The sequence below is a fragment of the Sinorhizobium sp. M4_45 genome (assembly GCF_002885915.1).
GTDB lineage: Bacteria > Pseudomonadota > Alphaproteobacteria > Rhizobiales > Rhizobiaceae > Sinorhizobium > Sinorhizobium meliloti_A.
Map to the genome: position 1 here is coordinate 17172 of NZ_NWVE01000009.1, position 15870 is coordinate 33041.

Consider the following 15870-nt stretch of genomic DNA (forward strand, 5'->3'; position numbering starts at 1 on the left):
CACTCAGGGAGAGATCTGATGAAATTCTTTACTTCGCTTCTCGCGGCTGCGGCGATCACGGTCGCTGGCTTCGCCGCGCCGGCAGTCGCCCAGGAAAAGGGCATGGTCGGCATCTCCATGCCGACCAAGACGTCGACGCGCTGGATCTCCGACGGCGAGACCATGGAGAAGCTGTTCAAGGAAGCCGGCTATACGCCGGACCTGCAGTTCGCCGACGATGACATTCCGAACCAGTTGGCGCAAATCGAGAACATGGTGACCAAGGGCGCGAAGGTTCTCGTCATCGGCGCCATCGACGGCACGACGCTCTCCGACATCCTGCAGAAGGCGGCCGATGCCGGCGTCAAGGTCATCGCCTATGACCGCCTGATCCGCGATTCCGGCAATGTCGACTATTACGCCACCTTCGACAACTTCCAGGTCGGCGTGCTGCAGGCGACCTCGCTCGTCGAAGGCCTGAAACTCGACAGTGCCACCGAGCCGAAGAACATCGAACTTTTCGGCGGCTCGCCGGACGACAACAACGCCTTCTTCTTCTACGACGGCGCGATGTCCGTTCTGCAGCCTCTGATCGACAGCGGCAAGATCGTCGTCAAGTCCGGCCAGATGGGCATGGACCAGGTCGGCACGCTGCGCTGGGACGGCGCCGTGGCCCAGGCCCGCATGGAAAATCTTCTGTCGTCCGCCTATACCGACGCGAAGGTCGATGGCGTTCTGTCGCCCTATGATGGTCTGTCGATCGGCATCATTTCGGCTCTGAAGGGCGTCGGTTACGGCTCCGGCGACATGCCGATGCCGATCGTCACCGGTCAGGACGCCGAACTGCCGTCGGTCAAGTCGATCCTCGCCGGCGAACAGTATTCCACGGTCTTCAAGGACACCCGTGAACTCGCCAAGGTCACCGTCAACATGGTCAACGCGATCATGGATGGCAAGGAGCCTGAGGTCAACGACACGAAGACCTACGAAAACGGCGTCAAGGTCGTTCCGTCCTACCTCCTGAAGCCCGTTTCCGTCGACAAGTCCAATGCCAAGGAGGTTCTCGTCGGTTCCGGCTACTACACGGAAGATCAGCTCAACAACTGATGCGGCGAACCGGGAGGGTGCGCGACAAGCTCGCGCACCCTCTTAATCCAGGCGGCATGCGTCTCGTCGCAATGTCGCTGTAGCACTTTGGCCCGCCGCGTGGTTTTATTTCGTATCGGAGCCGGTCGAAAGAACCGCGCAGCACGGGAGAGCGCCTGCAGTCTCTCCGACTGCAGCTGGAATGGCTGAGTATGGACAATATCATTCTTGAAATGCGGGGCATCACGAAGACGTTTCCGGGCGTCAAGGCCCTGGACAATGTCTCGTTCAAGGTCCGCGAAGGCGAGATCCACGCGCTTGTCGGGGAAAACGGCGCCGGCAAGTCGACCTTGATGAAGGTGCTGAGCGGCGTCTATCCGGCCGGTACCTATGAGGGCGAGATCCATTACGACGGCGAGCCTCGCCGGTTCAGCACGATCTCGGACAGCGAAGAGCTCGGCATCATCATCATCCATCAGGAACTGGCGCTCGTTCCGCTGCTTTCGATCGCCGAGAACATCTTTCTCGGCAACGAGGTGGCCGAAAAGGGCGTCATTCACTGGCCGCAGACCTTTGCCCGCACCCAGGAACTCCTGAAGAAAGTGGGCCTGAACGAGTCTCCCACGACGCTGATCACCGACATCGGCGTCGGCAAGCAGCAGCTGGTGGAGATTGCCAAGGCGCTTTCGAAGAAAGTCCGCCTGCTGATCCTCGACGAGCCGACCGCATCCCTCAACGAAAACGACTCCGACGCGCTTTTGAAGCTGCTCATGGAGTTCCGCAGCCAGGGCATGACGTCGATCATCATCTCTCACAAGCTCAACGAGATTAAGAAGGTTGCCGATCAGATCACCATCCTGCGCGACGGCGGAACGGTAGAGACGCTCGACTGTCATAAGGAAGACATCAGCGAGGACCGGATCATCAACGGCATGGTCGGCCGGGCCATGGAAGACCGCTATCCGCCGCGCGAACCGAAGATCGGCGACACGCTGCTCGAGGTGAAGAACTGGAACGTCTATCATCAGCATCACCGCGACCGGCAGTTTCTGCACGACGTCAGCTTCAAGGTGCGCGCCGGCGAGGTCGTCGGCATCGCCGGACTGATGGGCGCCGGACGCACCGAGACGGCGATGAGCCTCTTCGGCAAGTCCTGGGGCCACAAGATCACCGGCGAGGTGACGATGCATGGCCGGCCGGTGGACGTGAGCACGATTCCCAAGGCCATCAAGGCCGGTCTCGCCTATGTAACGGAGGACCGCAAGCAGCTCGGTCTCGTGCTGATCAACAACATCATGCACAACACCACGCTCGCCAACCTGCACGCGGTCGCATCGAACGGCGTCATCGACGAGCGCAAGGAACGCAAGGTCGCCGCCGAGTATCGCTCGAAGCTCCGCATCCGTTCCCATTCGATCTATCAGGAGACGGTCAATCTCTCCGGCGGGAACCAGCAGAAGGTCGTCCTGTCCAAGTGGCTGTTCACCAACCCCGAAGTCCTCATACTCGATGAGCCGACGCGCGGTATCGATATCGGCGCGAAGTATGAGATCTACACCATCATCAACCAGCTCGCGGCCGAGGGCAAAGGCATCCTGATGATCTCGTCGGAGATGCCGGAGCTGCTCGGGACCTGCGATCGCATCTATGTCATGAACGAGGGGCGCATAGTGGCCGAGCTTTCCAAGGAGGAAGCAAGCCAGGAATCGATCATGCGCGCCATCATGCGTTCAGGGGAGAAACACTAATGGTCGCCGATACGAGCACCGAAACCACCAAACCGTCGATCGGTGACTACCTCAGGAACAACATTCGCGAATACGGCCTGCTGGTCGCGCTCGTCATCATCATGCTGTTCTTCCAGTTCGTCACCAACGGCGTCCTCTTCAGGCCCGTCAACATCACGAACCTGGTGCTGCAGAACTCGTTCATCGTCATCATGGCGCTGGGCATGCTGTTGATCATCGTTGCCGGGCACATCGATCTGTCGGTCGGCTCCATCGTGGCCTTCATCGGCGCGATTTCGGCGATCATGCTCGTCAAATGGGGCTTGCCTGCCTTCGTGGTCATTCCCGCCTGCCTGATCGTCGGCGGCATCATGGGCGCGGCGCAGGGCTACTGGGTCGCCTATCAGAAGATTCCGGCCTTCATCGTCACGCTGGCCGGCATGCTGGTGTTCCGGGGAATGACCTATGTGGTCCTCGGCGGCCGCCCGATCGGACCGTTTCCGAAGGACTTCCAGATTCTCTCGACCGGATTCATTCCCGACTTCCTTTATTTCCTCAACCCGAGCCCGGAGACGATCAAGAACATGGTCGCGCTGGTCGCCGTGCTGTTGCTCGTCGGCTATGCGATCTTTGCCGGGATTCGCAACCGCCGGATCAACGACCAGCACGGCACGGAGAACGAGCCGTTCGCCTTCTTCGCGATCCAGATGGCGGTCATCAGCCTGGTGGCCCTGTTCCTCGGCTTCCAGCTTTCGACCTATCGGGGCCTGCCCAACGTCCTGGTCGTCATGGGCGTGCTGATCGCCGTCTATACCTTCGTCACCACGCGCTCGACGATCGGCCGGCGGATATACGCGATGGGTGGCAACGAGAAGGCGACCAAGCTCTCCGGCATCAATACCGAGCGGCTGACCTTCTACGCCTTCGTGAACATGGGCGCGCTCGCGGCGCTTGCCGGCATGATCATCACCGCGCGTCTGAATTCGGCGACCCCGAAGGCCGGGGTCGGCTTCGAACTCGACGTGATCGCGGCCTGCTTCATCGGCGGGGCGTCTGCCTCGGGTGGCGTCGGCAAGATCACCGGTGCGGTGATCGGCGCTTTCATCATGGGCGTGATGAACAACGGCATGTCTATCATGGGCATCGGCATCGACTACCAGCAATTGATCAAGGGCCTCGTGCTGCTCGCAGCCGTGTTCTTCGACGTTTACAACAAGAACAAGGGCAAGGGCTGACCGGCTTCCGCTCGGCCCCCGATGATCGCAACAGAAAAACGCGGCATGTTTGCCGTAACCGGGTGGCGTAAGCCCCTCTCGGGCGAAGCGTTGCTTTTCCGCAAGGGAAGGCATTGTGGGAGCCAATTCATCAGGAAGGACAGAACGTGCTGATTTCTCAGGTCAGGAAAGAAGACGGTTCGGTTATCGTCGCCGTGCGGGCCCCGGGCGAGACGGCGCGTGCCGTCAGGGGAGCGGAGAGCGTCTATGCTCTGGCGATGGAAGCGGCCAATAGCGGCAGGAGCCTCAGGGACGTCGTCGACGCCAAGGGCCTTGGCGAAACGATCGATCTCGAGGAAGCCTATTCCCAGGGGCGGCTGCTTTCCCCGATCACGCATCCCGATCCCGCCCATCTGCATCTGACGGGGACCGGGCTCACGCATCTTGGCTCCGCTGCAACCCGCGACGCGATGCACAAGAAGGCGACGGAAGCCGCCGAGGAAACGCTGACCGACTCGATGAAGATGTTCCGCATGGGGCTCGAAGGCGGCAAGCCGAAGTCCGGTGAGAAGGGCGTGCAGCCGGAATGGTTCTACAAGGGCAACGGTACCACGGCTGTGGCCCCCGGCGAGCCGCTCGTGTCTCCGTCCTTTGCCGAGGATGGCGGAGAAGAGCCCGAAATGGCCGGCATCTATGTGATCTCCGACAAGGGCGAACCCTTCCGGCTCGGCTTTGCGGTTGCCAACGAGTTCTCAGATCACAAGACCGAGCGGGTCAATTATCTGTGGCTCGCACATTCGAAGCTCAGACAGGCGAGCTTCGGACCGGAAATCCGCATCGGCGCGGCTCCAGAGGATATTCGCGGGGCATCGCGCATCCTTCGGGGCGGCAAGGTGCTGTGGGAGAAGCCTTTCCTTTCCGGTGAGGCGAACATGTCGCACAGCTTCGCCAATCTCGAATATCACCATTTCAAGTACGGCCTCTTCCGTGCACCGGGAGACATCCACGTCCACATGTTCGGCACGGCGACGCTCTCTTTCGGCGACGGCATCCGCACGGAGGAGGGAGACGTATTCGAGATCGAAGCCAAGGAATTCGGCCTGCCACTGCGCAATCCGCTGGCGATCGCGGCGGAGGAAGAGGTCGCTGTCCACCAGCTCTGACATATCTCCAATGGCAAGCGCGAGGCAGTGACCGCGGCCGCTTGCGGCAAGAAGACAAGGAGGCTGAAGCCCATGACACTTCACCAGAACCTGATCGCCGGCGAATGGGTCGGCGGAGACGGCGTTGCGAACATCAATCCGTCGAACACCGATGATGTCGTCGGCGAATATGCACGCGCCAGCGCCGAAGACGCGAAAGCCGCGATCGCCGCGGCCAAGGCCGCCTTTCCCGCCTGGTCGCGCTCCGGCATTCTCGAACGCCATGCGATCCTGAAGAAGACCGCCGACGAGATCCTGGCGCGCAAGGACGAGCTCGGGCGCCTCCTTTCTCGAGAAGAGGGCAAGACGCTCGCCGAAGGTATCGGAGAGACGGTGCGCGCCGGCCAGATCTTCGAGTTCTTTGCCGGGGAAACCCTGCGTCTTGCGGGTGAGGTCGTCCCGTCGGTCCGGCCGGGGATCGGCGTCGAGATCACCCGCGACCCGGTCGGCGTCGTCGGCATCATCACGCCCTGGAACTTCCCGATCGCCATTCCCGCCTGGAAGATCGCCCCGGCTTTGGCTTACGGCAACACCGTCGTCTTCAAGCCGGCAGAGCTGGTACCGGGCTGTTCGTGGGCGATCGTCGATATCCTCCATCGCGCGGGTCTGCCGAAGGGCGTCCTGAACCTCGTCATGGGCAAGGGCTCCGTCGTCGGCCAGGCAATGCTCGACAGCCCCGACGTCAACGCCATCACCTTCACCGGCTCGACCGCCACCGGGAAGCGGGTGGCCGTCGCCTCGGTCGAACATAACCGCAAGTACCAGCTGGAGATGGGCGGCAAGAACCCGTTCGTCGTGCTCGACGATGCCGATCTGTCCGTCGCCGTGGAAGCGGCGGTCAACTCCGCCTTCTTCTCGACCGGCCAGCGCTGCACCGCCTCCTCGCGCATCATCGTTACCGAGGGCATTCACGACCGGTTCGTCGCCGCGATGGGTGAGCGGATCAAGGGTCTCGTCGTCGACGACGCGCTGAAGGCCGGCACCCATATCGGTCCGGTGGTCGATCAGAGCCAGCTCAACCAGGACACCGACTATATCGCCATCGGCAAGCAGGAGGGCGCCAAGCTCGCCTTCGGCGGCGAGGTGATCTCGCGCGACACGCCCGGCTTCTATCTGCAGCCGGCGCTGTTTACCGAGGCGACCAACCAGATGCGCATCTCGCGCGAGGAAATCTTCGGGCCGGTCGCGGCCGTCATCCGCGTCAAGGATTACGACGAGGCGCTCACTGTTGCCAACGACACGCCGTTCGGCCTGTCTTCGGGCATCGCCACCACCAGCCTGAAGCATGCGACGCACTTCAAGCGCAATGCCGAAGCCGGCATGGTGATGGTCAACCTGCCGACGGCGGGGGTCGATTTCCACGTGCCGTTCGGCGGCCGCAAGGCTTCCTCCTACGGCCCGCGCGAGCAGGGCAAATACGCCGCAGAGTTCTACACCAACGTCAAGACAGCCTACACGCTTGCCTGAAGAAACCGGGCGTAAAGCCGGCATGTCCAGCCCGCGCAGGGCGCAAGGAAGGAAGAAATGAAGAAGAAAGCTGAGTGGCCGCGCAAGCTCCGTTCGCAGGAGTGGTTCGGCGGTACTGGCAAGAATGCCATCATGCATCGCTCCTGGATGAAGAACCAGGGGCTTCCCGCCGACACCTTCGACGGGCGGCCGATCATCGGCATCTGCAACACCTGGTCCGAGCTCACGCCCTGCAATGCGCATCTGCGCGACCTCGCCGAGCGTGTGAAGCGCGGGGTTTACGAGGCGGGGGGCTTCCCGGTGGAATTCCCGGTCTTCTCGACCGGTGAAAGCACGTTGCGCCCAACGGCGATGATGTTCCGCAACCTGGCGGCGATGGATGTCGAAGAATCGATCCGCGGCAATCCGGTCGATGGCGTCGTCCTGCTCGGCGGCTGCGACAAGACCACGCCCAGCCTGTTGATGGGTGCGGCAAGCGTGGACATTCCGGCGATCGTCGTATCCGGCGGACCCATGCTCAATGGAAAGTGGCGCGGCAAGGACGTCGGGTCCGGCACGGCGATCTGGCAGTTTTCCGAAATGGTGAAGTCCGGCGAGATGTCGCTGGAGGAGTTCATGGACGCCGAGCAGGGCATGGCCCGTTCCGCGGGAAGCTGTATGACCATGGGCACGGCCTCGACCATGGCGTCGATGGCCGAAGCGCTCGGCATGACGCTTTCCGGCAATGCGGCCATTCCCGCGGTCGATGCGCGCCGCCGGGTGATTTCGCAGCTTACCGGCCGCCGCATCGTCGAAATGGTCAAGGAGGACCTGAAGCCCTCCGACATCCTGACCAAGGAGGCATTCGAGAACGCGATCCGCGTCAACGGCGCCGTCGGCGGCTCGACCAATGCGGTGCTGCATCTGCTCGCGCTTGCGGGCCGTGTCGGCGTCGATCTTTCGCTGGACGATTGGGACAGGCTCGGCCGCGATGTGCCGACCATCGTTAACCTGCAGCCCTCCGGCAAATATCTGATGGAGGAGTTCTATTATGCCGGCGGTCTGCCGGTCGTGATCAAGGCGGTCGCGGAGATGGGCCTCCTGCACAACGATGCCATCACCGTCAGCGGCGACACGATCTGGAACGACGTCAAGGCCGTCGTGAACTACAACGAGGACGTGATCCTGCCGCGGGAAAAGGCGCTGACGAAATCGGGCGGCATCGCCGTCCTGCGCGGCAATCTGGCGCCGCGCGGTGCTGTTCTAAAACCTTCGGCCGCCTCGCCGCACCTTATGCAGCACAAGGGCCGTGCGGTCGTATTCGAAAGCATCGAGGACTATCACGCACGCATCAACCGTGAGGATCTCGACATCGACGAGACCTGCATCATGGTACTGAAATATTGCGGTCCCAAGGGCTATCCGGGCATGGCCGAGGTCGGCAATATGGGCCTGCCGCCGAAGGTATTGAAGAAGGGGATCACCGACATGATCCGCATTTCCGATGCGCGCATGTCGGGTACGGCCTACGGCACCGTCATCCTTCATACCGCGCCGGAAGCTGCGGAAGGCGGACCCCTGGCGCTCGTCGAGAATGGCGACATGATCGAGGTCGACATCCCGAACCGCACGCTGCATCTCCATGTTTCCGACGAGGAACTTGCACGACGCCGTGCGGCCTGGGTATCGCCGGTAAAACCGCTCACGGGCGGCTATGGCGGTCTCTATCTCAAGACCGTAATGCAGGCGGATTCCGGCGCCGATCTGGACTTCCTTGTCGGCGCGCGTGGATCGGTGGTCGAGCGCGACAGCCACTGATGCGATGAACCGCGGCGGAGCGTTCGGGTACGAGTCTCCGCCGCAACCTCATCACCGAACGGGGCGGTTGCGTACTGCGCCGCCTCGACAAGTTGTGGGATGGGCACCCCGGCCAAACTCCGATCGCAGCTTTCAACGCCATGTCCCCCAACGAGCGGCGCACGGTACTGAAGCGCTGCCGTGATGTCGTCAGTGGCGGCTATGACCGGGGACTGGTCGCTCTTTGCCGGATCCTGCAGTCGACTGCATCGCGGTAAGTGGAGCTTGGAGGCCTGCCTGGATCCTTTCCCGCGTTCAATGAAACGGGAAATGATCCAGGTACTTCCACAACAGAGCATTTCAATGGAAACACTGAAATGCTCTATCCATTTTGATCGACGCACTTGCGGACGGAAATCCCGTTACACACTTCTCCCGGAAGTGCTCTAAGGGCCGCTTCAATTCTGAGCTTGGCTCTGTCCTTGTTGCTCGACCGTCACGGCCACCTTCAGGGTCTCGGTGCCTGTACCGTGCACCAGTCCCGAAACCGGCGAAGCATCGCGGTAACATAGTCCCGAGGCGATGCGGACATAGCGGTCGTCCGGGCAGACCTTGTTGGCGGGATCGAACCCGACCCAGCCAAGGCCTGCAATGTGCACGTCGGCCCAGGCGTGGCTTGCGGTCTGCTGCGGATGATCCTCCATCATGAGATAGCCGGAGACGTAGCGTGCCGGCAGGCCAAGGGTGCGCGCGGCGGAGATCAGGATATGGGCATGATCCTGGCATACGCCCTTGCCGCGCTCCAGCGCCTCCTCGGCGGAGGTCCCGACCTGGGTCTCGCCCGGTTCGTAGCGTACGGTCTCGTGAATGATCGCCATAAGCGCGTGCATGCGCTCGAGTTCAGTGGCGCCTCCGGCGGCTTTCGCGAGCTCGCGGATCCGCTTGCCCGGCTTGGTCAGCGGGGTTTCGCGGGCGTAGAGCCACAGCGGTACATAGGACTGGTGAGCGCCGAATACGCCGGCCCGGTCTTCCGTTTCGACTTCGCCTCTCGCCTCTACGCAAAGGGTCGTTCGATCGGCGTCGACGCTGACGAGATGCGTGCGGTTGCCGAACTGGTCGTCATAGCTCACTTCGATGGCTGCCCCGTCCACCAGCGTCTTCCAGTTCCGCACCGTCTGGCCCGGCAGATTCACCGGCGTAAGGCGCAGTCGCTGCAATGCGTATTGTACCGGTTGGTCGTAATGATACTCGGTCGTGTGGCTGATTTTCAGATACATCTACGCCCCCTGAAGCTCATTGATAGAACCGGTAACCATCTGAGATTTCCCGGCCGAGGCGATTGTTCTGGCTGATGAACTCCTTGAGATATTGGTGTAGCCCCTGATCCATGATTTCCGCGATCGACTGGCTGCGCAGCAAGCCGAGCGTCTGCTCGGCGGTCTCGTGGGCCGCGTGCCGCTCGCCGTATTCGCGCGCGAGATAACCGAGATTGGAGACGAGCTTGTCGTAGCAATAGGCCAGCGAGCGCGGCATGCGGCCGTTTGCGATCAGGAAGTCGGCAATATTTGCGGGCCTGAGTTCGGCATCATAGACCCAGCCATAGGAGCGGTGTGCGGAGACCGAGCGCAGGATCGATTCCCACTGGACGTTGTCCATGGACGATCCGACCGCGGAGACTGCCGGCAGTAGCACGTAATATTTGACGTCGAGGATGCGTGCGGTGTTGTCGGCCCTCTCGATGAAGGTGCCGATGCGAGAGAAGTTGAAGATCTCGTTCCTGAGCATCGTGCCGTGGAAGGCGCCCCGGATAAGCCCGGCCCGCCGTTTGATCGTATCGATGATCTCCGGCATGTCGGTGGTCTTTGCCCTCCTGGCGAGGATCCCCTTCATTTCGATCCAGCATTCGTTGATCGCTTCCCATGTCTCGCGCGTGAGCGCAGTGCGGACCATGCGGGCGTTGTTGCGCCCGGCCTCGATGCACGACATCACGCTTGACGGGTTGGCGCGGTCACGCAGGAGGAAGTCGATCGCGTCGCCGCTGGTCAATCCTTCGTGGATCTGGTCATAGAGCTCTCGCACGTCCGCGCTTTGCAGCACCCCGTCCCAGTCGTCTTCGGCCGATTCGCTGCGCGTGAGCGACATGCGCAATCCGGCATCGATGAGGCGGGCGCTGTTCTCCGCGCGCTCGATATAGCGGAACATCCAGTAGAGGCCGTTCGCAGTCCTTCCCAGCATGGCCTCAGTCCTCCAGCACCCAGGTATCCTTGGTCCCGCCGCCCTGGCTGGAATTCACCACCAGGGAGCCTTCTTTCAAGGCCACGCGGGTCAGGCCGCCCGGAATGATCTGAACCTTGTCGGAGACGAGCACATAGGGACGCAGATCGACGTGGCGCGGCGCAATGCCCTTTTTGACCATGATGGGCACCGTCGAGAGCGACAATGTCGGCTGGGCGATGTAGTTGCCGGGGCGGGATTTGAGCTTCTCGGCAAAGGCTGCACATTCCATTTTTGTCGCGGTCGGGCCGACGAGCATGCCGTAGCCGCCGGAGCCGTGAACCTCCTTGACGACGAGCTCGGCGAGATGCTCGAGCACGTATTTGAGGCTCTCCGGTTCCGAGCAGCGCCAGGTGGGCACGTTCTCGAGCAGGGGTTTGCGGCCGGTATAGAACTCGACGATTTCCGGCATGTAGGAATAGATCGCCTTGTCGTCGGAAATGCCGGTGCCGGGGGCATTGGCGATGGTGATGTTGCCGGCGCGATAGACATCCATGATCCCCGGTATCCCGAGGGCGGAATCCGGGCGGAAGGTGAGGGGGTCGAGGAAATCGTCGTCGACGCGCCGGTAAAGTACGTCGATCGCCTCGTAGCCGCGCGTCGTGCGCATCTTCACCCTGCCGTCGATGACGCGCAGGTCCGAGCCCTCCACCAGTTCGACGCCCATCATATCCGCCAGGAACGCGTGCTCGTAGAAGGCCGAGTTGTAGATCCCGGGCGTGAGGACGGCAACGCGCGGCTTGCCCTCGCAGCCGGCCGGAGCGAGCGAGGAAAGGCTCTGGCGAAGCAGATTGGGATAATTCTCCACCGGCCGCACGCGGTTCTGGTGAAACAGCTCCGGAAACATCTGCATCATGGTTTCGCGGTTTTCCAGCATGTAGCTGACGCCGGAGGGCGTGCGGGCATTGTCCTCCAGAACATAGTACTGGTCTTCGCCGGTGCGTACGATGTCGGTCCCGACGATGTGAGTGTAGACGCCGCCCGGCGGCCGGAAGCCGATCATCTGCGGGAGGAAGGCGTCGTTCTTCTCGATCAGTTCGCGCGGGATGCGACCGGCGCGGATGATCTCCTGCTTGTGATAGATGTCGTCGAGAAAGGCGTTGAGCGCGATGACGCGCTGTTCGATGCCTTGGGCGAGCCGGCGCCATTCGCGCCCGGAGATGATGCGGGGTATGAGATCGAAGGGAATCAGTTTTTCGGAGGAATCCGCGTGTCCGTAGACTGCGAAGGTGATGCCCGTCTTGCGAAAAATCTTTTCGGCTTCCTTCGATTTCGCGATGAGCCGGTTTCTGTCCTGACTGGCATACCATTGATGATAGGTCGAATATGGCTGGCGCGGACTGCTGTCCGCATTGATCATTTCGTCAAATACCAAAGGCGTGATCCCCTTATTTTCGACCATTTGAATACAACGCAGAGTGCAATGCAAGAAGCGTGCACATTTGCGATCGAAGAATTTGGCGGGTGGCGGCGCGGCCGTTTTCAGCGTTTCCGGGCGAAAACCGGGGCAGCGGCACGCACAGCCCGGACTTCGGGCTGCGCAGAAAAAACAGGCTGATGCCCGGATTTTAGGCCCATGGTATTCGCGAAAACGCGTTCAGCAGGTTGTGGAGCGGCCATTCCGATTCGCTGATAGTATCGATCAGAAAAATTCCTTTGACCGGGCGCTGTCGCCGCTCTATCGCGGCAGCGGCGATCCTGCCCGGATCGTCCCCTATCCATTTGCTCAGGAACGATTTCATGCTCGCCCGCCTGGCCCCGGCCATCTTCGTGCTGCTCTGGTCGACAGGCTGGGTCGTTGCAAAATATGCGGCTATCTTCGCCGATCCGCTGACCTTCCTGGCGCTGCGCTATAGCTTCGCCATTCTGCTCTTCATCGGCTTCTGTCTCCTGAGCGGCGCGCGCTGGCCCCGCTCGGCGACGGCGATCGGCCATGCCGTCGTGTCCGGCGTCTTTCTCCACGGCCTCTATCTCGGTGCCGTATGGTGGGCGATCGGGCAGGGTGTGCCCGCGGCGATCTCCGGCATCATTGCCGGCTTGCAACCCCTGATGACGGCTGCGATCGCGCCTTGGCTGATCGGCGAGAAGCTGGCGGGCCAGCAGAAGCTGGGCCTTATCCTCGGCTTTTGCGGCATCGCGCTTGCGGTTGCGCCGAAAATGCTGGCGATCGACTCGGCCGCAACGCCGATCCACCTGCTGCCGCTGGCCGTCAACGTTCTCGGCATGGCCGCCGTCACCTACGGGACGCTCTATCAGAAACGGTACCTGCAGACTGGCGACATCCGGTCGATTGCAGCGTTGCAATACGTGGGAGCGCTCCTCGTGACCATCCCTCTGGCGCTCATGCTCGAGGACCTGCGGGTCACCTGGAATATCGAACTTGTCGCGGCGCTCGCCTGGTCGGTGCTGGGCCTCTCGATGGGAGCGATCGCACTCCTGCTCTATCTCATTCGGCGCGGGCAGGTATCGCGCGCGGCATCGCTGATTTATCTGGTGCCGCCGCTTGCCGCCGGCGAGGCGGCCCTGTTCTTCGGAGAAGCGCTGACCTGGCCCATGATCATCGGCACGGTAATTGCCGTCACAGGGGTCTATCTCACCAACCGCAAGCCGGCCAACGGAACAGCCGCGAGCGACAGCGCAAAGGAAGCGCAGGCGGTTTGACGAACGCGATGACGGGGTGCACTCGAAGCCCTGTCGATCGCACCGCCCGGTATCGTCGGCCGCAACTCATGGTCGGGGCGGTCGAACGGGTCCGGCCGGGTCCGGGTCGGAGGTCATGCAGCGGATCGCTGTCCCGATGATCGGCGGAATGGTATCCTCAACGATCCTCACCTTGGTGGTCATTCCGGCCGTTTATGGCGTCGTGAAGGGCTGGCGGCTGCCCTCACCGGGTGCATCGACGAAAGCCGACCATTTCAATGCCGCACAACACGCGTACAATGGAGAGCAGCGATGAGAAGAAGAGCGTTTCTGATTTCCGCGGCCGCGACCGCGTCGGTTTGGATGATCGGGCCAGCCTTGGCAGCCGGGCGTGAAATGGTCGTCTACAAGGACCCCAATTGCGGCTGCTGCCATGAGTGGGCCGCGGCGATGAAGGGAGCCGGCTTCCAGGTAAAGATCGAGAACGTCGACGACCTGTCTGCGATCAAGCAGCGCCATGCGATCCCGGATGAGATGCAGGGTTGCCATACCGCCGTGGTCGGCGGTTATTACGTGGAGGGCCACGTGCCGCTCGATGCCGTCGAAAGGCTTCTCGCCGAGCGTCCAGACATTGCCGGCATCGCGGTCCCGGGCATGCCCGTCGGATCGCTAGGCATGGGAGACGACCCTCGCGCATCCTATGACGTGTTCGCGGTGAACAGGGACGGCACCAGCGCGATCTACCAGTCCGTCAGGCCCAAGGGCTGACCGGCGCAGGTGATGCAGGGTGTCGAAACGGCGGGGATCTACCCGCCGTTTCGACGACGCTTGGCGCCTAAGAGCGTCCAATGCATTGAAGCACCAAACATTCTAAGTCTTTGACGCTACGCACTTATCCTCGAAGTGCTCTAGCGCTGATGGCCGCGACCGTCGGCACGCTGCGGTCGATTGCCGCCGCCATTACGTTCGCCGGACTGTTCGCTTCCGCGGCGGCCGGCCTGCTGCGGTCCGGGCCGCCCATGGTGCTTCTGCGCCTTGTGATTGCGGTGGCCTTCCGGCCTTCCGTCCGCCGGTCCATGCCCGGCAGCGCGCTGGTCGCGGCGCTCGTGCGAGCGCTCGTCGCGCAGCAGGTCGCCGCCGGCGAATCCGCCCGCTGCCGCCTGGCGCTGCGGCCGATCGCGGCGAGGTCCGCCCTGGCGCTGTCCTGCGCCATTGCCGCGAGGCTGGCCGTTACCGCGAGGCTGACCGTTGCCGCGGCCGCCACGGCCCTTGGAGGGGCGGGCCTGGTCGGCCGGCGCTTCGCCGCTGGCGACAGCGATCTGGATGCCCATCAGCTTTTCGATGTCACGGAGCAGGCGGATTTCGTCCGGCGCGCAGAAGGCGATCGCGATGCCGTCGCGGCCGTTGCGGGCCGTACGGCCGATACGGTGCACATAGGCGTCGGGCACTTCCGGCAGGTCGTAGTTGTAGACGTGGGTGACGCCCGGAATGTCGATCCCGCGGGCGGCCACGTCCGTCGCCACGAGCACGCGGATCTCACCGTCGCGGAATGACTTCAGCGCACGCTCCCGCTGACCCTGGCTCTTGTTGCCATGGATCGAGGCGGCCTTGAAGCCGACATGGTCGAGATGCTTCATCAACTTCTCGGCGCCATGCTTGGTGCGGCTGAAAATCAGCGACAGCCCATCGGGATTGGCAGTCAGAGTCTGCTTCAGGATCGTCGTCTTCAGGTCCTTGCCGGGGACGAAATGCACATATTGTTCGACCTTGTCGGCGGCTTTGCCCGGAGGCGAGACTTCGACCTTGACCGGGTCGGTCAGGTATTCGCCGGCAAGCTCGGCAATCAGCTTGGGCATGGTTGCCGAGAAGAGCAGCGTCTGACGGTTCTTCGGCACCAGCTTGGAAATCTTGCGCAGGTCATGGATGAAGCCGAGGTCAAGCATCTGGTCGGCCTCGTCGAGAACGAGATAGCGAGCCTGGGTCAGCGTCACCGCCTTGCGCGAAACGAGGTCGAGCAGGCGGCCAGGGGTCGCGACGAGAATGTCGACGCCACGGGCGAGCTGTTCGGTCTGCTTGTTGATCGAAACGCCACCGACGACGAGGCCGATCTTCAGCGGGCTCTTCTTCACGAAAAGCTTCAGGTTGGTCGCGATCTGATTCACCAGTTCGCGCGTGGGGGCAAGCACGAGCGCGCGGATGTTGCGCGGATCGGGGCGTCTGCCATCGGCGACGAGCTTTTCGATCATCGGCAGGCCGAATGCAGCGGTCTTGCCGGTGCCCGTCTGCGCAAGGCCGATGAGGTCATGGTCTTTCAGGACCAGCGGAATGGCTTGAGCCTGGATGGGCGTCGGCTTTTCGAAACCATTGGCGGAGAGTGTCGCCACAATGTGCTCGGAGAGCCCAAGCTCTTTGAAAGTGGTCAATGCATATACCTTTCGGGGCGCCAAACGCTCTCGCCGGAACAGCAGGATGCGGTTCCGGTGTCATCTGGCGTCAAGAACCCCG

At 62.3% G+C, this 15870-nt stretch carries 13 protein-coding genes and 1 pseudogene; 9 read left to right on the forward strand and 5 right to left on the reverse strand.

What is annotated here, in order from left to right:
* The first annotated feature begins 18 nt into the window (after positions 1-18).
* From chvE to araD, 6 genes are all read left to right on the forward strand, one after another.
* Positions 19-1086, forward strand: coding sequence for a multiple monosaccharide ABC transporter substrate-binding protein (gene chvE, locus CN933_RS22755; protein WP_100670072.1), 1068 nt, complete (start codon positions 19-21; stop codon positions 1084-1086).
* Between the two features lie 191 nt (positions 1087-1277).
* Complete coding sequence (gene mmsA / locus CN933_RS22760) at positions 1278-2813, forward strand: multiple monosaccharide ABC transporter ATP-binding protein (RefSeq protein WP_018098302.1); 1536 nt, start codon at positions 1278-1280, stop codon at positions 2811-2813.
* A complete protein-coding gene (gene mmsB, locus CN933_RS22765; RefSeq protein WP_018098303.1) occupies positions 2813-4027 on the forward strand; it encodes a multiple monosaccharide ABC transporter permease in 1215 nt (404 codons plus the stop codon). The genes mmsA and mmsB overlap by 1 nt, the downstream gene beginning before the upstream one ends.
* 146 nt (positions 4028-4173) lie before the next feature.
* Positions 4174-5169 (forward strand): AraD1 family protein, encoded by a 996-nt coding sequence (gene araD1, locus CN933_RS22770; RefSeq protein ID WP_102762621.1) that lies wholly within the window; start codon positions 4174-4176, stop codon positions 5167-5169.
* 72 nt (positions 5170-5241) lie between these two features.
* On the forward strand, positions 5242-6675 hold the full coding sequence (locus tag CN933_RS22775) for an aldehyde dehydrogenase family protein (RefSeq protein ID WP_102762469.1): 1434 nt from the start codon (positions 5242-5244) through the stop codon (positions 6673-6675).
* 57 nt (positions 6676-6732) lie between these two features.
* A complete protein-coding gene (araD, locus tag CN933_RS22780) occupies positions 6733-8472 on the forward strand; it encodes an L-arabinonate dehydratase (protein WP_018098306.1) in 1740 nt (579 codons plus the stop codon).
* Between the two features lie 437 nt (positions 8473-8909).
* Here the strand turns inward: araD and CN933_RS22785 are convergent, their stop codons facing one another.
* From CN933_RS22785 to CN933_RS31605, 4 genes are all read right to left on the reverse strand, one after another.
* On the reverse strand, positions 8910-9728 hold the full coding sequence (locus tag CN933_RS22785) for a transglutaminase family protein (protein ID WP_102762470.1): 819 nt from the start codon (positions 9726-9728) through the stop codon (positions 8910-8912).
* A 16-nt stretch (positions 9729-9744) separates the two neighbouring features.
* Complete coding sequence (locus CN933_RS22790; protein ID WP_102762471.1) at positions 9745-10686, reverse strand: alpha-E domain-containing protein; 942 nt, start codon at positions 10684-10686, stop codon at positions 9745-9747.
* Between the two features lie 4 nt (positions 10687-10690).
* The gene (locus tag CN933_RS22795; RefSeq protein WP_164866842.1) at positions 10691-12085 is read right to left on the reverse strand and encodes a circularly permuted type 2 ATP-grasp protein; all 1395 of its coding nucleotides are present in this window, start codon (positions 12083-12085) and stop codon (positions 10691-10693) included.
* A gap of 208 nt (positions 12086-12293) precedes the next feature.
* Positions 12294-12467 (reverse strand): hypothetical protein, encoded by a 174-nt coding sequence (locus CN933_RS31605; protein WP_018098312.1) that lies wholly within the window; start codon positions 12465-12467, stop codon positions 12294-12296.
* On the opposite strand from CN933_RS31605, the gene CN933_RS22800 reads away from it, so the two are divergent.
* The 3 genes and pseudogenes from CN933_RS22800 (at position 12466) to CN933_RS22805 (ending at position 14133) form a co-directional block, all read left to right on the forward strand.
* Positions 12466-13386: a DMT family transporter gene (locus CN933_RS22800; RefSeq protein WP_102762473.1), complete on the forward strand. Its 921-nt coding sequence runs from the start codon at positions 12466-12468 to the stop codon at positions 13384-13386. The two genes, CN933_RS31605 and CN933_RS22800, sit on opposite strands and share 2 nt — an antisense overlap.
* Before the next feature lie 97 nt (positions 13387-13483).
* Positions 13484-13681, forward strand: a pseudogene (locus CN933_RS31340) (efflux RND transporter permease subunit); the annotation flags it as partial.
* A complete protein-coding gene (locus CN933_RS22805; RefSeq protein ID WP_100670080.1) occupies positions 13678-14133 on the forward strand; it encodes a DUF411 domain-containing protein in 456 nt (151 codons plus the stop codon). The pseudogene CN933_RS31340 and the gene CN933_RS22805, both read left to right, overlap by 4 nt.
* 140 nt (positions 14134-14273) lie before the next feature.
* Here the strand turns inward: CN933_RS22805 and CN933_RS22810 are convergent, their stop codons facing one another.
* Positions 14274-15788, reverse strand: coding sequence for a DEAD/DEAH box helicase (locus CN933_RS22810; RefSeq protein WP_102762474.1), 1515 nt, complete (start codon positions 15786-15788; stop codon positions 14274-14276).
* Between the last annotated feature and the right edge of the window lie 82 nt (positions 15789-15870).